This is a genomic window from Actinophytocola algeriensis (genome assembly GCF_014203735.1).
Classification (GTDB): Bacteria; Actinomycetota; Actinomycetes; order Mycobacteriales; family Pseudonocardiaceae; genus Actinophytocola; species Actinophytocola algeriensis.
Window position 1 is genome coordinate 1,122,392 of the sequence record NZ_JACHJQ010000002.1, and the last position, 21,407, is coordinate 1,143,798.

Genomic DNA, 21,407 nt, shown 5'->3' on the forward strand with positions numbered 1-21,407 from the left:
GTGGGCACCGACAGGACCGGCGGTGAGGTGGCGGGATGAGCTTCCGTGTCGACTATGGCCCGTACAACCGCGGTGCTCCGTGGAGTTCCGAAGGCACCTCGTTGGGGTCGACCTCGGCCCGCGCTCACTCATCGAACTGGGAGTGGATCGTGCGTCGTCGTCAACGGCGGGTGCCGAAGTCCTGGGTCCAGTACGGCACGCCCTCTGCGTTCACCACGTGGCCGACGCCGATCTCGGACAGACCGCAGTCAAGGATGTTGGCCCGGTGGCCGGAACTCCGCATCCACGCGTCGACGACCGCCTTCGGGCTCGGCTGGCCGTAGGCCACGTTCTCCGCCCACTTCTTCGCCGGATAACCGGACTGTGTGATCCGGTCCCCGGGATCGGAGCCGTTCGTGCCCTGGTGGGACATGTGGTCATGCGCAGCCATGTCACGGCTGTGGCCGCGTGCCGCCGTCCGCAGTGCACCGTTCTCCGCGAGACCGGCGCATCCCTTCGCCGTGCGATGTTCGTTCGTCAACGCGATGACCTGTTGTTCATAGCTCGGCTCGGCCTGTGCCGCGCCCGTCACACCGCAGAGACCCAGTGCCGCCGACATGGCGACGGTGGTGAGTGCGTTCTTCATCTGCTCGTCTCCTTGTCATCTCGACCGGCTAAGGCGTACCCGGGACAAGCAGGACTTCTCACCATGCCCCTGTTTGTCAGACCATTGGGCGACATGCGCATAACCGCCGGTCGCCACCACCCCGCACGGGCGTCGACCTTCTTCCGGGACCGCGACCGCACTCCCTCGGTCGTGAGCTCCACGACGTCCGCGCCATAACGCACAGTGGCCGGCCGAGGCGAGTGCCAGCCGATGTGACACAGCCTCCAACATCGGCTTCCGCTGCGCCGACGACACTCCTGACACGGCCGTGCGCTGGCGACGACCGAGGCTTGGTGCTGACACTCGACCGACCGGCACCCCCGACACCATCGGGATGGTCCCGTTTTCCCGTACCGCGGTCTCTCTCGCCGTGCGCGGGCAACCGCTGGCGCACGTGCTCCACTCCTTCTTCGAGACCTGGTGGACGCACGGCCGGGAACCGAGCCGCGCGGCGCGGGTGGGTGTGACGAGATCGATTAGCCGGCCGGGAGTGTGGGTACGTGGCTGCCATGACCGTGGTTGACCGAACACGGGCCCGGCTGGGCCTCGCCGTGGTGTGCGCGGCACATTTCCTCATCGGCGCGGACGGTCTCTCCGTCGCGATCGCGCTGCCCCACCTGCAGCGGACGTTCGACGCGGAACTCATCGACGTGCAATGGACACTCACCGGCTACGGCGTCGTCTTCGGCAGCTTCATGCTCCTCGGCGGCCGGCTCGGTGACCTGTACGGCCGCCGACGACTGCTCACCGGCGGCATGCTCCTGTTCGCCGCCGGCTCACTGCTCGCCGGCCTCGCACCAGTCCTGGGCCTGCTCATCACTGGACGCGTACTGCAAGGTCTCGGCGCGGCCGCCGCCGTACCCGCCGCACTCGCACTCATCGGCAGCCTCTACCCACCCGGCCCCGCCCGCACCCGCGCACTGTCCCTGCTCGCCGCGATGGTCACCGTCGGCGTCATGAGCGGTCTCGTCATCGGCGGCATGGTCATCGGCTGGCTCGGCTGGCGCTGGCTGTTCCTCCTGATGGCAGTGCCTTCACTCATCGCCGCTGCCGGTGCCCCGCACGTCCTGCCCGAAACCCCCGCGCTGCGCGACACCAAGCCCGACGTCCTCGGCGCCGTCCTGGTCAGCACCGGCCTGATCGCCCTGCTCTACGGGCTGACCAGCATCGAACACAACGGCCTCGTCGCCGCCCGCCCGCTGCTGTCACTGGCCATCGGCGCGGCCCTGCTCACCGGATTCGTCGCGTGGGAACGCCGCACCCCGGTCCCGCTGCTGAGGTTCGACATCCTGCGCGTCCGCAGCCTGCGCGCCGGCTCCTTCGGAATCGGCGCCAACGGTGTCGCGTTCACGTCCACCGTCTACGCAGGCACCCTGTACCTCCAGGACGGGCTCGGCTACACCCCGATCCAGGCCGCGTTCGCCGTCCTCCCCATCGACGCCGTCGCGTTCGTCATCGCCCTCATCGCAGCACCCATCGTGCGCCGCTCCCCCCGCACCATCCTCAGCGCCTGCTTCCTGCTCACCGCCGCCGCCCTGCTCTGGCTCGCCCGCACCCCGGTACCCGCGAACTACCTGACCGACCTGATGGCACCACTGGTCATCCTCGGTGTGTCACTCACCCTCGTCTTCATCATCACCACCCACCAAGCCGTCGCGGACGTCCACCCCGACGACAAAGGCATCGCCTCCGGCATCTACGAAACCGCCAACCACCTACTCGGCGGAGCAGTAGGCGTCGCGGTCTACGCCACGATCGTCGCCACCGTGGCAAACGAAACCGGCGACCCAAACGGCTACCGAGCCGCCTTCCTGGCATCCGCGGGCCTGGTAATCGCGTTCGGCTGCGCAGCGGTCACTCTGTCGGCCCCAAGAGGAAGAACGCCATAAGGTCCACCGAAGGCACTGGAAAGAGTTCTGGACGATCGGGATCCGCAACGTCCGCGGGCTGACCGGGTTGTTGGCCCGCGCCGAACCCCACGACCGTTGTGGTGGGGGGTTCCAGTTCCATTTCCTGGTGCGGCTTGGTGACCCCGAGGGGCGTCGACACCGCCGTGCGGGAACTGGGTGAAGACCGGCATGCCGCTGTTCGGTCGGTGAATGTCCGTTCACATCTGGTCGTGTGAAGCAGATACGGCAATACCGGCTCGCGCCGCGGCGAGTTCGGACCGCACCGCCTCCAGCAGCCGTGCGAGCCAGTGGCGGCCGCCGGGCCTGCTCCAGAACCGCGACCAGAGGTACTCGTTCGACACGAGTTGTGCGTCCCCTGTGGACAGCAGCACGTCGGCGAGATGTGAGTGCGCACGGTACTTCTCCCGCATCAGCGCACCCATGACCGCGACCCGCGCGTCGGCCCAACCGTCGCGGCGTGGCGCCGCCTCGGCGATCTCCCTGGCCTGGAACGGGTTCGCGGTCTCCGCGATCCGTGCCCGCGCCCGCTCGTCGGACGTGCTGAGCGCCCAGTACGCGTGGGTCACCGACGGGTACGTGCCGCCATGGCACGTGATCGGCGCCGGGTAGCTGTTCTGCAGCACCTCGAGACCGGGATCGGCCGGCCAGCCCGACGGGTACACCGTGCCGCGGATCGTGATCGTCGACCGGCCCGAACCTTCCGGGCCGTCGGCGGGGAGGGACGCCTCGGCGGTTTCCCGCTCCTGGTCCTGGTCCGCGAAGTAGTCGAGAGCACGCTGCCGAGCCTCGTCGTCGGCACCGAACAGGTCGCGCAGCGGGCCGTCCTTGTAGTCCATGTCGCCGAGCGCGTAGTTGCGCAGGTGCTCGGGGATCGCCAGGTAGGCCTCCTCGAGCGCGGCCCGGTTCGCCTCGGTCGGGTCGTGCCGGTACACGTCGGCGGCAGCGAGGCACCGGTCGGTCGAATCGGGCCGTCCGGCCAGCTGGTCGATCTCGTCGGCCACCTCACCGATCAGCCCGTCCTCGTCGACCCACGTCATCGGATTGCCGAAGGTCCACGCCGCGACGTGGTGCGCCGAGGCACGCGCACCGTCCGGCAGCGTCGTGGCGACCCAGCCCTCGCGCACCTTGACGGCGAACTCGTCGAGCGTGACGTGTTCCCAGCAGTCGATCACACCGTCCGCGTAGATCTTCAGATCGGTCAGGAAGTAGGTGTCCCCGTTGCGGATGAACGCGTGCCGCCACGTGCCCTCGACCCGTTCCCCGTCCACTTCCCGGAATGTCCTGTTGAGGCGTCCCATGGTGGAAACTCTACGGTTGCCGGCTCTGCGCGCACCGGTGTCCCTGGCACCCACACTGAGCGCGATGGTCGGCGCCGTCAGGCCGATGGTGGTGGATCCGGGCTGAAGAAGGAGCCCGCCACCGGACGGCCCGCGGCGCCGATCTTGTTCGCCTTCTTCGGTACCGGGGTGCCGCGGTAGTCCAGTGCAGCCGGACCGAGAGGCTGGTGCACCTCGACGAACCCACCGTGAGGCAACCGTTTGATGATCCCGGTCGGGAGGCCACGCCGGAGAGTCTCGTGATCGTGCCGTTGCAGGCCTCGGCAGAGTCGGTTAGTCGCCAGGTAGGCCAGTGGTGGCAGCACCAGCAGCGCGATGCGGGCGGTCCAGAGCAAGGTGTCGGCCGAGAGATCGAAGCGGAATGCCAGCACATCGATGGCGGCGGCGAGTTGCAGGCAGCCGTAACCGGCCAGCACCGCGACGCCGAGCGCGGTTCGCCATGGCACGTCGCGTGGCCGCTGCAGCAGATTGTGCAGGGCGCGGTCGTGGCCGAACCGTTGCTCGAGCCTGGGATACAGCAGGAGGGCGAGGAAGCTCAACGGCAGGAACACCATCGCGGGCCAGAACTGCGGCGGTATCAGGTAGCCGCCCAGCTGGATCTCCCACGCCGGGAACAGCCGCACCGCGCCGTCGACCCAGCCGAAGTACCACGGTGACGTCGACCCCGCGGACACCTGCGCCGGGTTGCCCGGCCCGTAGTTCCACGCCGGGTTGATCTGGAACAGCCCGCCCATGAGGGCGAGCACGCCGACCGTCGCCATGACCACGGTCGCCAGCCGGGCCGCGAAACCGGGCACCAGCCGGACGCCGACGATGTTGCGTTCGGTCCGCCGGTGTCCCCGGAACTGGGCCGGCCCGACGCGGCGCTGTAGGGCCGTACGCAGCACCAGCAGCCCGACCAGGCTCGCGAGCAACACCCAGTGCACCACGTGGATGCGCGGGATGACCTCGGTGCCGGGGAACTCGCCGCCGAACACGATCCAGTGCAGCCCGGTGCCCACCACCGGGGCCGACAGGATGTACCCGGAGATCATCCGCAGGCTGGTGTCGGAGAGCATGTCAGCGCCCAGCAGCACACCGGAGAAGGCGGTGAAGACCCCGGCGATCAGCAACAACACGGTGACCGTCCACACAGGACGGTGTGGCCGCCGGAACCCGCCGGTGAAGAACATCACGGCGAGGTGCACCAGCAGCGAGCCGACGAACAGCGACGCCGCCCAGGCGTGGATCTGCAGGATCAGCAGCCCGCCGCGCACCTCGAAGGCAATGTGCAGGACGCTGGCGTAGGCGCGCGTCATGTCGACGCCGCGCAGGTTGTCGAACGGGCCGTCGTAGGTGACGCTGCCCATCGACGGGTCGAAGTACAGCGCCAGAAGCCCTCGCGTCAGGAGCATGACGACGAGGCTGGCCGTCGTGATCCCGGCGATCAGCTGCGACCAGTGCGTCGGCAAGACCTGGTTGAACCGTCGGCGCAGGTCACCGGCCCTGGCGGTCTGCTGGCTCAGCCGATCCAGCAGGCGTTGGGGAGACCTCGTCGGCGTCCGATACGTCCGCATGCCATGGAGACTCCGCGGAGCGCCGCGCTGTGACAGTTCGACGGTGGGACTCCGGTCACAGCCTCCAACCTGGGAGACGTTGGCACACGAAGCGGGCGTCCCCAGGCACGCCATCCGCGATCGTGCTGGAATACATGCGCGGTCATGTTGTGCGGGAACGAAGGGGGCGGGTGGATGACCACCGAGTCGCGGACGCGGTTGGCGAACGAGGCGTGGGAGGCGATGTTCCGGGCCCAGGCCACGCTCGCGCGTGAGTTCGAACTCGCGGGCGAGTGGGGAGACTTCCCGCCGCGCGAGTACGGGGTGCTCTACGCCCTCGCCGGCGAGCCGGACGGCCTGCGGGTCACCGACCTGATCGACGACGCCCTGCTGACCCAGGCGGGCGTGTCCCGGCTCGTCGCACGGCTCGAGAAGCGCGGGCTCGTCGAGCGGCGCCTCGACCCCGACGACGGCCGGGCCACCCGCATCGCGCTCACCGCCGACGGGCGTGAGACGCAGCGGCGCCTGGGCCGGGCGCATGCCCGGCACGTCACGCGGGTGATGACCAGGGCGCTGAACCCGGACCAGTTGCGGATGCTGCGTGCGCTCGCAGGCGCGCTCGTCGACGCGAGCCCGCCGGTCACCCCGCAGCCGCGGCAGCCGCGGCGGAACTCCGCCTGACCGTCGTCCGCCCGTATGACCGGCGTCTCCACGGTCCGGGAAATTACATGCGCAGTCATGTTGTTGACATGGGCACGAGACCCGGACGGGAAGGGCAGCGCACTCATGACCACCAACGACATCGGCACGGACGTGGAGTTCGGGCTGGACAACTTCGGTGACATCCCCGAAGACGACGCGGGCAACCTGCTCACCCACGCCGACGCGATCCGCCAGGTCGTCGAGGAGGCGGTGCTGGCCGACCGGCTCGGCGTCGACGTCATCGCGCTCGGCGAGCACCACCGGCCCGAGTTCGCCATTTCCAGCCCCGAGACGGTCCTCGCGGGTATCGCCACCCGTACCGAACGGATCAAGCTGGCCTCCGGTGTCACCGTGCTGTCCTCCGACGACCCGGTGCGCGTCTTCCAGCGCTTCGCCACCGTCGACGCGCTCTCGGGCGGCCGCGCGCAGGTGATCCTCGGCCGGGGCTCGTTCACCGAGTCGTTCCCGCTCTTCGGCTACGACCTCGCCGACTACGACGTGCTGTTCGAGGAGAAGATCAACCTGTTCGCGGAGCTGCTGACCGAGAAGCCGGTCACCTGGTCGGGCTCGACCCGGGCCGCTCTGCATGACGCGGACGTCTTCCCCAAGACCGACTCCGGGCATCTCGACACGTGGGTCGGAGTCGGTGGCTCACCCCAGTCGGTGGTCCGGACCGCCCGGTACGGTCTGCCGCTCATGCTCGCCATCATCGGCGGGTCACCGAAGCGCTTCCGGCCCTACGCCGACCTCTACCGCCGCGCCGCCGCCGAGTTCGGCACCACCGCGCATCCGGTGGGGATGCACTCCCCGGGGTTCGTCGCCGACACCGACGAGGAAGCCGCCGAGGTGGTGTGGCCGCGGTACAAGGTGATGCGCGACCGGATCGGCGCGCTGCGCGGCTGGCCCCCGATCCGCCGCGCCGAGTACGACGCCGAGATCGCCCGCGGTTCGATGTACATCGGTTCGCCGGAGACCGTCGCGGTCCGGATCGCCGACGCCATCCGCACCCTCGGCGCGGGCCGCTTCGACATGATCTACGGCAACGGCAGCGTTCCCGCCTCGGCCCGGCTCCGGGCGGTCGAGCTGTACGGCACGAAAGTCGTCCCCCGAGTCCGCGAACTGCTCACCGAGACGGAGACAAAGGCAGAGGCAGGCGAATGACGCGCATCGGGATCCTCGGCGCGGGCAAGGTCGGCACCGTCCTGGCCCGGCTGGCGGTGGCGGCGGGCTACGACGTGGCGATCGCGGGATCGGGCGACCCGGCCGCGATCGCCCTCACCGTCGAGGTCCTCGCCCCAGGCGCGGTCGCCACCACCGCGGCCCAGGCAGCACGAGGCGCGGACCTCGTCGTCCTGGCCCTCCCGCTGGGCAAGTACCGCACGATCCCCGCCGAGGCGCTGAACGGCAAGCTCGTCATCGACGCCATGAACTACTGGTGGGAGATCGACGGCATCCGGCCGGACCTGACCGACCCGACCACCTCCACCAGCGAGCTCGTACAGGCATACCTGCCGGCCGCGCGAGTGGTGAAAGCGTTCAACCACATGGGATACCACGACCTGGAGGACGAAGCCCGCCCCGCCGGTACCCACGGACGCAAGGCCATCGCCGTCGCCGGCGACGCCCCATCCGACCTCGACCAGGTCGCCCACGTGGTGGACGCGCTCGGCTTCGACCCGTTGGTCGCCGGTCCGCTCGCCGACGGCGTCCGCCTGGAACCGGGCAGCGAGGCCTTCGGCGCGAACGTCGACCGCACCGAGCTCCAAGCCATGCTCGACCGCTTCCCCCACACCGACCGCGGCCGCGCGAGCACCGCCACACGCTGAGCACGCCGCCGACCCCTGCCGTGATTCACGTCCAACGAGAGGCACCATACGCACGCGACATCTCGCCAGGGCGAGCTGGTGTGGCGGTGGTCGATGGAACACGTGCGTGGGTCCGGGGGTTGGGGATGGCATGAGTCAACTCGTGGATCGCACGATCACTGCCCTGCGCGCTGAGCATGACACGCTCGCAAGTCTCGTCCGTACCCTCACCGACGACCGGCTGGCCGCCACCGGCGGTGCTGCGGAGTGGACGGTCGCCCAGGTCCTGTCCCACCTGGGCAGCGGCGCGGAGATCGGCCGTGCGCCCATCGTCCGGGCCACCGGGGAGACCGTGGCGGCCGAGGACAACGAGACGATCTGGGCCCGTTGGGACGCGTCCGAGCCGCGCGCGCAGGCCGAGGGCTTCCTGGAGAGCAACCTCCGCTGGCTCGAACTGGTCGAGGCGCTCACGCCCGAGCAGCACTCGACGCTCTCTGTTGATCTCGGCTTTCTGCCTGCGCCGGTCCCGCTGCTGACCGCTCTGGGCATGCGGCTCAACGAGGTGGCCAACCACTCGTGGGACGTGCGCGTGGCCCTCGATCCGCACGCCGGGGTGGACGCCGGCTCGGCCGCCGTGCTCGTCGACCACCTGACCGGACCCCTGGGCTTCATGCTGAGCCGGCTCGCGAAGCCGGCCGAACTCGCCGCCCCGGTGTCCATCGCTGTCCCCGGCGCCGGTCTGGTGATCGACGACGCGGCCACCGTGGTGGACCACCTCGAGGCACCGTCCGCGACGTTCCACGGGCCGCAGGAAGCATTCGTCCGGCTGATCAGCGGCCGTCTCAAGGCACCGTACGACAACGGCGTCACCGTCGAAGGCAACGTCACGCTCGACGGCCTGCGCCGCGTGTTCCCCGGCTTTTGACAGGATCGGGCCCGCGACAGGACCGACATCACCCGACCGAAGTAGTGGGTGAGGTCAGGAATCTGAGCCTCATCCGTACGCGCCGCTTCGACAGAGCTCCGTGAGCTGTCCTTTGTGACTTGATGTGAGAACCGGCAGGAAATCCTACGTCGGCCTGCTCCACTCGACGCCGTTGAATGCCGTCCAGCGCGCCCGCCGTCGCGGGTCGGCTCGGTGGCGACGCGGCCCGGCACGGCACCTCCTGGCACTCCGTGGCCGCCGAGGACGAGCGGGGGCGCGACATCGCCGCGGTCATCGGCCGACGACGGGCCTGCCGGTGGAGTCCGTGCCTGTGGACAGCTACGGCCCCTCGGCGTCGTCTTCGCGGCCGACCAGCCGCCTCCAGCACCCACACCCGGTAAGCACCCGACTGGGCGCCGAAACACCCGAGCCTGCTGGCGGAACTGGAAAACATCCAGCCCTGATCATTCTCCGATTGCCCTTTCGTGCAGCTCATCGTGCCCCTCGGGTTGGGCATTTCTGAGGTATATCTGAATGCTGGTGTCCACGTGGGCGAGGAGGACATATGGGCTCGTCAACCGAGGCGGTCGACGCGGTGACGGCAGATGTCGTCCGCGGGTTCGAATTCCGGGGCGACGACGAAGTTCTCTCGTGGTGGCAGATCATGCGCAGGGCGCGCGAGGAGGCGAACGGGGATATCGAGGACCTGGTGAACCGGGTTCGTGCGGCAGTGCTCGACGCGTCGTTCGACGAGCGGATGGTGGACGAATTCGCTGTGGCGGTGTCGAGCGGGGGAATTGATCTGGTCGAGCGGATCATCGCGCTCGAGCAGTGGATGCCGGATTTCTACTGGACGCTCAGGAATCCCGTCGAGGAGGCACAGGGCGGCGAGATCGCGGGAGAGTGGGAATGGGTGACCGCGGCCCAGGTCGCCCTCCTGCACGGCTACTGGGGTGACCAGTGGCCCGACCAGCTGGCCCCATGGCTGGACGAGCGGTGGGGAACGGGATGGGAGCAGAACCCCGCCGAGCACCGGGCCACGTGGCTGGACGCCTTGGTCCAGGAGCTGGCTGCGCCCGAGGAAGCAGCCGAGGAGGCAGCCGCGCCGCCGTTCGCCTGGGTGCGGCCGGAACAGGCGGACGCCGTGACCGGGATCTGGGGCGTGGACTGGCACGACCCGATGCGCCGGCACCTGGACAGCAGGTGGGGTGCGGGCTGGGACGACAACCCCGATGACCACAAGGTGGCCTGGCTGAACGACCTGCTGACCGAGTGGTCGGCAGGTGCCTCGTCCGGCGAGCAGGAACCCGCCGCCCAGCCGCCGACGAGCGAGCTGTCCTACGACCAGGTGATGGAGCAGGCCTTCGCGAGTGCCCTGGAGAAGGTGCCGGGGGCCGCCGACCTGCCCGATGACGAGATCGCCCGTGCCCGCGCGACGTTCGCGGCCGAGTTCGAGCGCACCCACCCCCGTCCCGTCGTCTGAGGAGACATGTCATGAGCATGGATGCCAGCACCGAACCGGTAGGTGGCAGTGGCGGCGACGAGGAGGAGGACGAGCAGCGCCCACTGGCGAACGTCGCGGACCTGCTCGTCAGCACGGCGCTCGCCGAGGCTTCGGCCATCATGTCCGACTCGGCCCCGACCGCCACGGTGCCACCGACGGGCCCGGACGAGCAGCGGGGCATGAAGCGGAACGCCGCGGCCATGCAGGTGCCGCCGGCGTTCGACAAGAAGACCAAGGAGCGACACAGGGCCGAGTTCAAGAGGGGCCTCACGGCCGCGCGAAAGCGCATCGGAGAACTGTGGGCCGCGGAGGTCAACCGACGCCGGGAACAGTCGGGAGCAGAGCCGGTTGCCAAGCCGACCCTCGACAGCAACGTCGACTTCGGCGACCTGAAGGCGGCGATCAGCGGCCACCCGTGGCGCGCTGAGATCGCCAAGGCGTACAACGCCCAGCTCAGCGACGACAACCCGGACCAGTTCGGCGAGGAACAGGAACAGGCCGAGCAGGAGCCGGAGGTGAAACGCGGGAAGTTCGACACCGGGGCCGAGGGGTGGACGTACGCCGGTGCCTGGTCCCAGGGGAAGGCAGGCAGCGGCAAGGCGAACGCGGAGCACCACTACGCGAAACACGGGGACGAGTTCCCCTTCTCCTCGGTCGAGGAGTACACGAAGGCGGCGATGGCCTTCTGGTGGGACAACCGGGAGAACATGCGCAACCAGGGCAACAAGTTCGTCACGCACAACTACGACCCCAAGACCCCCGACGCGAAGGCGTTCCTGGTGGCCTGGGACGCCAACAGCAAGTTGCTCACCTTCCACACCCTAAACCAGGCCACCATCATGAGGTGGGCTTCCTCTGTCGAGGACTACCTCAGCAAGGCGGTGGAGGAACTCTAGTCCTGGCGGGTGTGCCGACCAGGCGGCTGAACAAACGCCTGGCATGGCCGGGTGTTTGTGTCTGGTCGACCGCCATTCGTGGCGGGTGGTGTCCGGCTCGCGAGTACCTCCACTAAGCGCTGTCACGTTACTGATCTTCTGGCTGGGTCCCAACGTTGTCAGTTCAGTCCATCAGTTCTCCTTTCCACTCCGGACGTTCGCTGCCGTCCGCGGGTTTTGCGGTAGGGCATGATCACCTCGGGGTTACCTTGGTAGCCGCCGTCGGCCATGACGGGCCGGTCATTTGCCGATCACCCGGTGCGCCGCGGCGTGTGCGACGCCGAGCAAGGGCCCGATCTGGCGCACGGTCAGGTTCGTGCGCCAGAAGACCGCGACCAGCAGCCTTTAGACGGATCGGACGGCGAAGCACGGCCGCAGCCACCTCGACCGCACCGCCGACACCGTGATCGCGCTCATCCGCGTCCGCCACAACGTGATCACGTGACGGGTTCGACCTCGAGCCTCAGCCCCGGATACTCGGTCCTGCGCACCTCGACGTGCGAGACGTTTCCTCCGTGGACCAGCCACCACCCGGCAGGCGGGGTCACCCGGAACTCGTACTCGCCGACCGGCAGGTCGGTGAACCCGAAGTGGCCGTCCGCGTCGGTGTGCACGGTCGCGATGTGCTCGATGTCGAACAAGCCGACGATCGTGACCTTCACGTCGGGCACCCCCTCGCCCGGGTCCAGCTGCCCGTCGCCATCCTGGTCGTACATGGCGTCACCCATCATGATCCCGGTGGCGCCGGGAACCGAGGCACGAGCGGACCCGATGTTGTTCGACTCGTCGTAGTCACCGTTCGCCGCCCCGAACCCGTACGCGATCGTGACCCGGCCGACGTCATACGACCCGTCCGACACCACACCCCGCAACACGACGGTCACCCGCTCACCGGCCAGGATGTTGACGCCCTCCCCCTCGTACTCGACACCACCCCAGTCGGTGATCCCCAGCTCCCAGGAGTCACCGTTGCCGCCACTGTTGATCACCACATGCTCCGCGTCGACCTGCCCGTAGTTGGCGAGCGTGAAGCTGACCGCGGCCTCCTCGCCCGCCTGGTACGCGAGCTTGTCGAACCTGGTCGCCACGACCGCGACATCCGGCGACTCGGGCTCCGCCCGCGCGACCCCCGCCGCCCCGGTCAGCACTCCGGCTACCGCCACAACAGCTCCCACCGCGCGCATCGACCTCATACGTGGACCTCCTCAGGTTCGTCCCCGACCCCAGCCTCAGCGCCCCTAACACGCCGGACCGCGAGCACCCGTTGCCACCCGAGAGCCGCCGTGACCTACCCGTTACCGGCGGATCAGCCGGACGGCGTCGGCGACGACCACCCCGTCGGCGTTGGTCAGCTCACCTTTGTCAACCAAGCCTTGAGGAGACGAACACGACCTTGCGTCGACAACGCACCACCCTCGCCGCTGAGCTTTCCCGTTGCCCGGAACCTCGTCTGAGGTGACCGTTGGTCACCAGGGAGGGTGTCCTCGTGCCGATCCGCGGATCGCGGCTTCCGCGTACCCAGCAAGGATCGTGTCCCCGCAAGACCGCCAGGATCCACACCAGCAGGTCGAACCGTTAGTGGAGACGGCGGAGGGGGCACGACGGGTCAGGTCCGAGGTGTGATCTTCTTTGTCTGGTTAACGCCCAGAGGAGATGGATTGGGTTCAACCCCAGTCGCGGCCGGACAAGAACTGCAAGGGCTGGCGCGCCCCGCTCTGCCCTCGGCCAATGCGCCACCCACCGACCTCGATAGGGTCCAGACGTGACCGCTCCCGAACTCCGCCGATATCCCTCGGTCGCCGCCTACAACGCCGCGTACCCAGCCTGCGCGATGCCGACCGACAGTGCGGCGCGGCATCAGTTGCGGGGTTACCACGTCGCCATGCGAGGCCTGGTCGACGACCTGATGAGCACATCCGGCGCGATGATCGTCGACTTCCTGCCCGGTGGACCACCGAAGCCGGGCACTCCGGACCGGGTCGGCACGGTGGTGGCAAGTCCATGGCGGGAGGGACCGGTTCTCGTACTGGCACAAGGAGTGTCATTGTGGGCGGCGTGGCGGACCGTCGTGAAGCGCTGGCCCACACACCTCTCCGAAGTACGCGACCTGCTTAACCGAGACGACGCGCATCCGCCGCGTTGAGTTCGGCACCCGGCTCGGGCAAGCCGGGTCTACGACGCGATGCTTGGCAGCGAAGACAACTACGACATCGACCGTGCCATCAAGCGGAGCTGGACGCCCGTAGGTCGACATCATCCCGTCGTCGCCGCCCATGACCGCGCGCTGCTCGATGCGGGAACAACGGGTTCTTTGCCACCGCCGACCTCATCCGTCCTGACGAACGGCCTGTCCGGTGTTCACCTGACAGTCGAGTGGTATCGAGGTTCCTAGTCTTGCGGTGGACGCGGTGCAGGTGCGTCTTCAGTATCACGAGCATGAACAGGTGGGAGAGCAAATGGGCTTCGCACAAAGAGTCCTCGCCGGCTTGGTAACCATGGTCACTGTTGCCCTGGGGCTGAGTCTGGCGGTCGCCGGGCCCGCCGCCGCGGATACCGGAACTTGGAAGCCTTACGGCAACACGAACCCGATCACCTCCAGTCCCAGCACGTGGTCGTGCTCGTCCACTAAGACTCTCGCACCCAACGTGGGCGCCCAAGTCTGCGTGATCAGGTCGCCCAGCGGAGTCTCCGTACAGGGCGCGATAATCGTGCGCAACAACCGATCCAGCCTCTTTGAGACGGACGCCTCAGTACGCCTGACCGGCTACCCATCCGGAGACGCGCTGGGTGTCTGGGACTGCCCGCGGTCAGGGGTTGCGAAGAATTCGTGGTCGGTGTGCTACGGGGACACCCTCGTGCATCAGGGTGATCGGGCGTTCGCGAAAGGATATGCCAACGACGTTTATCTCGGCTCGACACGGAATATCTGAGCCAGACAACCTGGGGTAGGGCCTGAGTTGTGGGGGCGGCACGGTGTGCCGCCCCCACAACCGTCGTCGGGAGCTGGTACGCACGCTGAATGTTCTGCGTCACCGTGTTTCTTGGTGTCACCCGCCCTGGTGCGAGGACCAGACGCGAATATCCACACGTTGTCCACACACGGCGACGGTTCGCACGGTTCTGCGCGTCGGCAGTGACCAGTCGAAGGTAGCGCTTGCCTTGCGACGCCGGGGCGCGTCGAGGTCGACCTGATCGAGCGGGAAGCGCGAACGGTGCAGGAAGTACGTTGCGCAGGGACCGGACACCGGAGTCGCGGGCGCGGCCGTTCTCGTCGGTGCTGATGCCGATGGCCTGCTCGGCGAATACCCCGCGTGGCACGCGTCGAGGGTGTGGATATCCCAGCAGTTCCCGCGCTGCTTTCTTCAGTGGGTTGATCTTGTATTCGCTGGTGCTTGTCTGCACCAGGGTTGGTGTGGCGCACGGGGTAGCAGAGAGCGGGACCCTGGCTGCGGGCCTGCTCAGGAACGACCTGATAGAGCAGCAGTAATGCCGTGCTTCAGTGACCCGGTTGGGTGATCGCGCTCGGGTAGCCTCCCGGGCATGGCTACTCATTGGACACTTGGCTGTGACGCCGCCGACCCCAGGCGGCTTGCCGCGTTCTGGGCGTTGGCGCTCGGGTATGTGGATGAGCCTGGCTATGACTTCCCTGAGGGTGCGTCGATCATCGATCCGGACGGCAAGGGACCGGCGATCGGATTTCTCAGGGTGTCTGAGCCGAAGACCGCCAAGAACCGCATGCACGTCGACATCCGGGTCGCGGGAGAGCCTCCATGGGACATGATGGAGCGTGAACAGCTGATCCGCGCGAAGGTGACCGAACTGGTTGCTGCCGGAGCGACAGCAGTGAGCGAGGAGTCGAACGGCGGTGTCCTCGATCACGTCGTCATGTATGACCCCGAAGGAAACGAGTTTTGTGTTGCCTGAGTGGGTGGTTGAGTTGTCATGTCGGCTCCGAGTGCCGGTGTGAGGCTTGGCTTGTGACCGGGATGCCAAGGTGGACTGCTGGTCGCCGGAGCCGACGCTGGGTGTAGCCGCGTTTGGCTCGCAGGAAGGTCAGGGTCATGTCGATGCCTTCGATCTCGCCGGCCCAGCCCTCGGCGCGGGTGCGGCGGTCGACGAGGTCGGCTTCGAGTTCGTCGAGCCGGGCGGGCATCTTGGGGTTGACGTGCAGCATCGGGCAGCGGATTTGCCTCGCGTTCTGGTCGCGGAGAATGCGGCCATGAGCAACGAAGCGAGATGTGCCGTGGTGGCGGCGCTGATCAGCCTTGCGGGAAGCCAACTGCCGCGATAGGGCGGACGCCGGCCGCGGCCTTGCCGACTTTGCCGAGATGTTGGAAGCCACAGGGCCGCTGCCGGGACTCATACTGCTGTGCTCGATGTGTTCGGGATGATCGCCAGCCGGTCGACGAGGTTGGCGTGGATCTCCTCCAGTCGCGGCATGTGGGCGGAATCAGCCCGAAGGAGTGGGCATCTGACACACGCATTTTCGTGCTGGCAAGGGGTTCCGTGGTCGCGACCACAGGTTCCGAGGGCCACACTCCGCAGTTCGAAGTTTCTCTGCACTAGTCAAGTTGATCTTCGTGGTGAGGTTGAGGAGTCGGGTTTCGGTCTCTTCCTGGCTGAGGTGGGGTGGGGTGGGTGAGTCCGACACCGATGAGGAGCATGCGTAGTCGGTGGTGGTCGCGGTTGCGGAAGCCGCCGGGATGCTGTTGACGCGGGTCTGACGGAGCGGCCCCGTCAGGTGGCGAAGACGGTGTGGACGACGGACTCGTCGCCGTCGATCTCGACCAGTCCGAGAGCGCGGGCGTCGCTGAGGGTGAGGGCGCCGGCGGCGAGGCCGAGGACGTAGGCGGGGTCGGCGCGGACCGTGGCGTCGAGGTCGCGGCCGTCATGCGGGCCGACCTCGAAGCCGGAGCGCGTCGCGCGAAGCTCGAAGAGCTGGCCGCCGATCTCGAGGCCGACCGTCGCCGCGCGGCGGACCTTGACCCGGGTGCCGAGCAGGGCAGGGACGGCGAGGGCGAGCCACTCCGGGCGGAAGGAGTCGCCGTCGGGGCCGCGGACCATCAACGGGGTGGACCAACGGATCAGGCTCTCGATCGGCTGGCGCAGCTCGGCACCCCACTGCGTGAGGGCGTACTCGACCACGCTGCCCGAGCCGGCCAGTCGCCGCTCGACCACGCCCGAGGCCTCGAGGTCGCGGAGCCGGTCGGCGAGCAGGTTGGTCGCGATGCCGGGGAGGCCGTCGATCAGGTCACGGTAGCGGGCGGGGGCGATGAGGAGCTGGCGGACGATGAGCAGGTTCCACCGGTCGCCGACGACCTCAAGGGACCGGGCGAGCCCGCAGTACTGGCCGTAGCTACGCATAATACCCTCTACTTGACGGTCTCAAGTGCGCGTGACAGCCTCAAGTTTACCGCAGACCGAGCCAAGAAGGGCTGCCATGGCCGATACCACCGAGAGCGCGCGGCCCGCCTGGGTCGACGACGACCTGTTCCCGTTCGAGAGCCGCTTCGTCGAGATCGACGGGCACACCGTGCACTACGTCGACGAGGGGTCAGGTCCCACCCTGCTGCTCCTGCACGGCAACCCGACCTGGTCGTTCCTCTGGCGCGACGTGATCCGCGCGCTGCGCGACGACTTCCGGTGCATCGCCCTCGACTACCCGGGCTTCGGGCTGTCGACGCCGAAGCCCGGCTACCGTTACCTGCCCGAGGAGCACGCAGACGTGGTCACCGGGTTTGTCGACGCGCTCGGCCTCAAGGGGGCCACTCTGGTCGGGCAGGACTGGGGCGGCATGATCGGCCTGGCCGCCGTGCAGCGGCGGCCGGGCGTCTTCGATCGGCTGGTGCTCGCCAACACCTTTGCCTGGCCGGTCAACGGGGTATTCCACTTCGAGTGGTTCGGTCGCATCATCGGCGGCCCCCCGTTCCGCTTCCTGGTCCGGCGGCTCAACGTCCTCGTCAACTGGTTCATGCCCGCAGGCCACCGAAGGCGGAAGTTGACCGCAGCCGAGATGACCCACTACCGCCGGGCGCTGGACACCCCCGAGCGGCGTCAGGCTTCCGCCATGTTCCCCAGCCGGGTCCTCGCCAGCCGGGCCTTCTTCGCCGAGGTCGAGGCCGGCCTTGCCGACATTGCCCACCTGCCGACACTGATCGTGTGGGGTGACGCCGACATCGCCTTCCGTCCTCAGGAGCGCGAACGTCTGGAAGCGACCTTCACCGACCACGAGACCGTCATCCTCGAGGGCGCCGGCCTCTACACGGAGTCCGACGCGCCCGAGGAGTTCATCGCCGCCATCCGCGATTGGGCAGCGCGCAACTAGTGGTGCGTCAGGCAACCTTGGTCGGGTAATGGGTCCAGGTTCGGATGGGTGAGTCGGTGGCGAACGCGGTCTTGGGTTGGGCGCGGGCGTTGCGCCAGCGGATGTAGCCCTCGATCGCGGCGTTCTGTTCCTCGTGACTGCGGTGATCGGTGCCGTTGAGCGCGAAGTAGCGCAGGGCGGCGAACTCGGCCTCGATCCAGTTCAGCCAGGATCCGTAGGTGGGCAGGAACACCAACTCGACGTCATGGGCGGCGCACCAGGTGCGGACCTTGGGGTGGCGGTGCGGGGAGAAGTTGTCGACCACTACATAGAGCTTCTCGTCGGGCCAGCGGGTGCGGAGTGTCTTGAGCAGGTCAAGGAACTCGCGGTGGCGTTTGCGGTCCCGGATTCGGTAGAAGATCTTCCCGGTCGCCAGGTCCAGCGCGGCGAGCATGTGCATCACTCCGCCGTGGCGGTTGTAGGTCGCCCGCTGGCGCGCCGGCTTGGTGACCGGGCGCCAGGCTTTCCCTTTGCGGGGCTGGAGGTTCAACGGCCCGAACTCGTCCACACAAACCACACGCCCGTCAGCGGGTGGGTGGTCGTAGAGATCGAGGACACGGTGCATCTTCGCGATGAAGTCCGGATCCGTGGAGGCCTTCCAGGTCGTGGTGGTCTGCCACGAAACACCACCAGCGTGCAGGATCCGCCGCAGTGTCTCCCGGCTGATCGCCGCGACCGTGCCCCGGCCGATCAGATGCTCACGCAGCTTGGCCAGCGACCACGTGGAGAACGCGGTGATGCCCCAGTCGGCGGGGGACGTCCTGGCGATCAGGCAGATCCGTTCCCGGATCTGCTCACCGATCACCTTCGGCCGTCCCCCGCTCCATTTTGGGTCCAACGCGTCGAACCCCCGCTCGTTGAACGCATGGATCACATCCCGCACATACTCGGCGCTGACCTGCAGCAACGAGGTGATGTCCCGAACCGTCTGACCTTGGCCGGACATCATGACGACGATCGCCCGCCGCAACCGGACCGGATCCTTGCTGGTTCTGGTCACACGCTGCAGCTTGCGGCCTTCCTCCATCGACAGTGCCCGGACGAACACCTCGGGTCGACGAGCCACAACCACCTCCCGCACTCGATCTGCAGGAGACAGCCTGACTCACCACCACCAAGATCAATTACCGGGTCAACCTACTGAGACGAGCCACTAGCCGCGCCGTGGGTTCAGCTGAGTCGAGGCATTCCGGTCCGGTGAGCTTGGTCGCCGCCGATCTTGGACGCTCTCACACGGTCACCTCGCTGCTACCGTCACGACGCCCACCCCCACCGCTGGTCGGAAGCGGCGCACCAGCTCGCGTGTCCCGGCGTCCTCCTCACCGCCGGTCCAGTCGCTGCGCGGGCAGGTGCTTTCGCATCCCGGCGCGCGTTGACGGAGTCCCCGAGGAGCTCCGCAACGTCCTTGGCCATGTCACCAGTGGTGCGCGACGTCGATGACGATCCGGCCAGGCAGCGTGTGCACGCGGAAGGGAAGGCGTGCACGAACACCGAGGCCCACGGTCGTCGCCCCCTCGAACGAGCCGGCCCAGGCGACCTGCCGGAAGGTCTGGTAGCCGTTGACGTTCACCAGTTCCGACTTGTTGGCGAAGGTGTAGGTCTCTGCACCAGAGTCGTCGTAGGCCGGCGCATGCACCGCGACTGAGAGCCGCGCCCCGCCGCGCAACGGAACCGGCGTACCACTCCCGTCATAAGTCACTGTGTCCACGTAGGACACCCAGTAGCCATTGGCCGAGTTGTCGACGTCGAACACCAGTCGGTCGTAGCAATCGTGCCGTCCCGCGCGCAGCCCGACCATCGGGCCCCACGCCGTCGATGAGGCCGTCTTGAGTCCTGATCCCCAGGTGATCCCGCAGTACGGATCCGCCGTCGCCACGCTCGTCGGCAGCACAACTCCCACAGCGGCTGCCATGACCGCCAGCAACAGCCCGGCTCTTCGCAACATCATCGTCATCGACTCCTTTTGAATTACCGTGAAATACGGCTTACCGATATAGACGTGTCGCACCTCCAGAGGTTGTGTCAGGCGGAGGTTCATGGCTCGTGACGTCGCGAATTCGCCGGTGGTCCGAGATCCGGCAAATAAACACCTGGTCGATACGGCGGGTGATCGTATCGCTACTCGGAGACATAATGACCGCAGGGAGATAGCTCAGCAGGGGAAGAAGACGGCAGTATGCGCTGCAAGGCCTTGATTTGTTGGCGCTATTGATCTTCCTCAGTGTTGCTAGATCAACTTCCTCAGGTGGTGCCCTGGTCGCGCTCGCCGACGCCCCCAGGTCACCGAGGTGGACCTCGCGAGCAGGCGAAACACGTTCCGTTGTGGCCGGACCTGCGTGCATGTGTCGACTGCCTGGGAGACAACTTCGGCTTGCCGAGCGAGCCGCGTTCGAATTTCTCGACGACAAAGGCCAATATACGGTTTGCTGACCGAGGACACCCGCTCGTGCCGGGTCGGCTGCCGTGCGTTCACGAAGTCCGCGGCCTCATGGCGTACATGCCTCGTGGGTATATGGGCAGATCTCCGTGGGAGCGTGCGTCCATTCGGGGTGCAGCGGTATCAATCTCCGCCGCGCAGGAGTAACGTCGCGTGCTGTACCCCAGACCTCGGTGAACGTGACATACCCGCGATGATCGCGGACGCAGATCACGAACCGAGGTTCTTTGTGTGAACGAAGCGAACGCCGAAAGGTCGGCGACGCGTGGTCCACACGAACTCAATCCCGCCGGCGCGCCGCGCCCGTGCGAGTCATCGCTAATAATGCGTTCCAGGAAATGAAGACATGAGGATTCAACGAAGTCAGATCCGCCGGGGAATCGTGGCCACACTGGCCGGAGTTCTCGCGGTCCCGGTCTTGTGGGCAGTCGCCCCGCTGACCGCCCAGGCCGCCATCAACTGCGTCGTGAGCGCCGGCGTGACCCAGACCGGCACGGTCGTGACCGGAACCCCCGGCAACGACACCATCGACTGCGGCGGCACCGACCCCGCCAAGACGATCAACGGCAACGGCGGCAACGACACCATCACCGGCTCAGCCTACGACGACACGATCGACGGCGGCGACGGCAACGACACCATCACCGGAGGCACCGGCGCCGACACCATCACCGGCGGCCTGGGCATCGACACGATCTCCGGTAGCGCGGGCAACGACACCCTCATCGGCCCTTCCAACGACGGCAGCCAGGACAGCCTCGACGGCGGCGACGGCGTCGACACCTGCCAGGGCCCCGCCCCCGACCCCGACATCCACGCCAGCTGCGAGAGCACCAGCACCCCGCCCGTAACGGGCCCGGGCTCGGGCCTGGGAAACGCGACCGCGCTGTGCCACGCAACCGGCGGCGTGCTGTCCCTCACCGTGAACCCGGTCGGATACATCTGCGTGTTCAACCCCCTCAGCCCGACCAACCGCCGCGTCCAGGAGGCCAGCAACATCTGCACCGGAGCCAGCGGAACGTTCGTGAACCTCCTCCCCCTGAGCTACGCCTGCCTCCTGCCGACCACGCCGCAAGCAACCCCCACCAGCTGATCCAGTTACTCGCCCCGGATGAACAGGGACGACGAAAACGACCGCGCCTCGGTGAGAGCGCGGCCGTTTGACGTCGGGGACGCGGACTGCTTCACCGGGCTCCTAAGCGGACTCAGCGGCCACACTGCTCGACCGGTTCCGCGCCGAACCGCGCGAGCGGGCACACGACGCGGTCGCACTGAAATCCGTCCTCACCTACCAGTCCGGGCTCGAC

General features: G+C 67.7%; 20 protein-coding genes and 1 pseudogene. 13 read left to right on the plus strand and 8 right to left on the minus strand.

Annotated elements, in window-relative coordinates; all coding sequences use genetic code 11:
• Window positions 1-160: 160 nt before the first annotated feature.
• Complete coding sequence (locus FHR82_RS11350) at window positions 161-625, minus strand: CAP domain-containing protein (protein WP_221463614.1); 465 nt, start codon at window positions 623-625, stop codon at window positions 161-163.
• A 530-nt stretch (window positions 626-1,155) separates the two neighbouring features.
• Here FHR82_RS11350 and FHR82_RS11355 point away from each other — a divergent pair.
• Window positions 1,156-2,535 (plus strand): MFS transporter, encoded by a 1,380-nt coding sequence (locus FHR82_RS11355; protein WP_184810220.1) that lies wholly within the window; start codon window positions 1,156-1,158, stop codon window positions 2,533-2,535.
• A gap of 218 nt (window positions 2,536-2,753) precedes the next feature.
• On the opposite strand, the gene FHR82_RS11360 is transcribed toward FHR82_RS11355, so the two are convergent.
• Together FHR82_RS11360 and FHR82_RS11365 are read right to left on the minus strand one after the other, a co-directional pair.
• Window positions 2,754-3,854, minus strand: a complete 1,101-nt coding sequence (locus FHR82_RS11360; RefSeq protein WP_184810221.1) for an NADAR family protein — start codon at window positions 3,852-3,854, stop codon at window positions 2,754-2,756.
• A 77-nt stretch (window positions 3,855-3,931) separates the two neighbouring features.
• Entirely contained in the window at window positions 3,932-5,449 is a 1,518-nt protein-coding gene (locus FHR82_RS11365) for a cytochrome b (RefSeq protein ID WP_184810222.1), read from the minus strand.
• 174 nt (window positions 5,450-5,623) lie between these two features.
• Between FHR82_RS11365 and FHR82_RS11370 the strand changes: the two genes are divergently transcribed.
• The 6 genes from FHR82_RS11370 to FHR82_RS11395 all read left to right on the plus strand — a co-directional run bounded on the left by FHR82_RS11370 (window position 5,624) and on the right by FHR82_RS11395 (window position 11,260).
• Window positions 5,624-6,109 carry a MarR family winged helix-turn-helix transcriptional regulator gene (locus FHR82_RS11370; RefSeq protein WP_184810223.1) on the plus strand — a complete coding sequence of 162 codons (486 nt, stop codon included), beginning with the start codon at window positions 5,624-5,626 and terminating at the stop codon, window positions 6,107-6,109.
• A 105-nt stretch (window positions 6,110-6,214) separates the two neighbouring features.
• A complete protein-coding gene (locus tag FHR82_RS11375) occupies window positions 6,215-7,291 on the plus strand; it encodes an LLM class flavin-dependent oxidoreductase (protein ID WP_184810224.1) in 1,077 nt (358 codons plus the stop codon).
• A complete protein-coding gene (locus FHR82_RS11380; RefSeq protein ID WP_184810225.1) occupies window positions 7,288-7,956 on the plus strand; it encodes an NADPH-dependent F420 reductase in 669 nt (222 codons plus the stop codon). Before FHR82_RS11375 ends, FHR82_RS11380 begins: the two co-directional genes overlap by 4 nt.
• A 142-nt stretch (window positions 7,957-8,098) precedes the next feature.
• Entirely contained in the window at window positions 8,099-8,860 is a 762-nt protein-coding gene (locus tag FHR82_RS11385) for a maleylpyruvate isomerase family mycothiol-dependent enzyme (protein ID WP_311771015.1), read from the plus strand.
• Window positions 8,861-9,425: 565 nt separating this feature from the next.
• Entirely contained in the window at window positions 9,426-10,343 is a 918-nt protein-coding gene (locus FHR82_RS11390) for a hypothetical protein (protein WP_184810227.1), read from the plus strand.
• Window positions 10,344-10,354: 11 nt separating this feature from the next.
• Window positions 10,355-11,260 (plus strand): hypothetical protein, encoded by a 906-nt coding sequence (locus FHR82_RS11395; protein WP_184810228.1) that lies wholly within the window; start codon window positions 10,355-10,357, stop codon window positions 11,258-11,260.
• 288 nt (window positions 11,261-11,548) lie between these two features.
• On the opposite strand, the pseudogene FHR82_RS45915 reads toward FHR82_RS11395, so the two are convergent.
• Together FHR82_RS45915 and FHR82_RS47355 are read right to left on the minus strand one after the other, a co-directional pair.
• Window positions 11,549-11,641 (minus strand): annotated as a pseudogene (locus FHR82_RS45915) (helix-turn-helix domain-containing protein); the annotation flags it as partial.
• 95 nt (window positions 11,642-11,736) lie between these two features.
• Entirely contained in the window at window positions 11,737-12,462 is a 726-nt protein-coding gene (locus FHR82_RS47355) for an SdrD B-like domain-containing protein (RefSeq protein WP_184810229.1), read from the minus strand.
• Window positions 12,463-13,061: 599 nt separating this feature from the next.
• Here FHR82_RS47355 and FHR82_RS11410 point away from each other — a divergent pair.
• From FHR82_RS11410 to FHR82_RS11430, 4 genes are all read left to right on the plus strand, one after another.
• Entirely contained in the window at window positions 13,062-13,442 is a 381-nt protein-coding gene (locus tag FHR82_RS11410; protein WP_184810230.1) for a hypothetical protein, read from the plus strand.
• Window positions 13,443-13,698: 256 nt separating this feature from the next.
• A complete protein-coding gene (locus FHR82_RS11420; RefSeq protein ID WP_184810232.1) occupies window positions 13,699-14,229 on the plus strand; it encodes a hypothetical protein in 531 nt (176 codons plus the stop codon).
• Window positions 14,230-14,839: 610 nt separating this feature from the next.
• Entirely contained in the window at window positions 14,840-15,223 is a 384-nt protein-coding gene (locus FHR82_RS11425) for a VOC family protein (protein ID WP_184810233.1), read from the plus strand.
• 70 nt (window positions 15,224-15,293) lie between these two features.
• Window positions 15,294-15,590, plus strand: a complete 297-nt coding sequence (locus tag FHR82_RS11430) for a hypothetical protein (protein ID WP_184810234.1) — start codon at window positions 15,294-15,296, stop codon at window positions 15,588-15,590.
• Between the two features lie 446 nt (window positions 15,591-16,036).
• Here the strand turns inward: FHR82_RS11430 and FHR82_RS11435 are convergent, their stop codons facing one another.
• Window positions 16,037-16,663 (minus strand): winged helix-turn-helix transcriptional regulator, encoded by a 627-nt coding sequence (locus FHR82_RS11435; protein WP_184810235.1) that lies wholly within the window; start codon window positions 16,661-16,663, stop codon window positions 16,037-16,039.
• Window positions 16,664-16,739: 76 nt separating this feature from the next.
• Here FHR82_RS11435 and FHR82_RS11440 point away from each other — a divergent pair, with 76 nt between their 5' ends.
• A complete protein-coding gene (locus tag FHR82_RS11440; protein WP_184810236.1) occupies window positions 16,740-17,624 on the plus strand; it encodes an alpha/beta fold hydrolase in 885 nt (294 codons plus the stop codon).
• Window positions 17,625-17,631: 7 nt separating this feature from the next.
• Here FHR82_RS11440 and FHR82_RS11445 read toward each other — a convergent pair whose 3' ends face one another.
• Window positions 17,632-18,729: an IS630 family transposase gene (locus tag FHR82_RS11445; RefSeq protein WP_311771016.1), complete on the minus strand. Its 1,098-nt coding sequence runs from the start codon at window positions 18,727-18,729 to the stop codon at window positions 17,632-17,634.
• A 348-nt stretch (window positions 18,730-19,077) separates the two neighbouring features.
• Window positions 19,078-19,701, minus strand: coding sequence for an AMIN-like domain-containing (lipo)protein (locus FHR82_RS11450; protein WP_225943774.1), 624 nt, complete (start codon window positions 19,699-19,701; stop codon window positions 19,078-19,080).
• Between the two features lie 781 nt (window positions 19,702-20,482).
• On the opposite strand from FHR82_RS11450, the gene FHR82_RS11455 reads away from it, so the two are divergent.
• Window positions 20,483-21,193 carry a calcium-binding protein gene (locus tag FHR82_RS11455; RefSeq protein ID WP_221463615.1) on the plus strand — a complete coding sequence of 237 codons (711 nt, stop codon included), beginning with the start codon at window positions 20,483-20,485 and terminating at the stop codon, window positions 21,191-21,193.
• Window positions 21,194-21,407 lie beyond the last annotated feature (214 nt).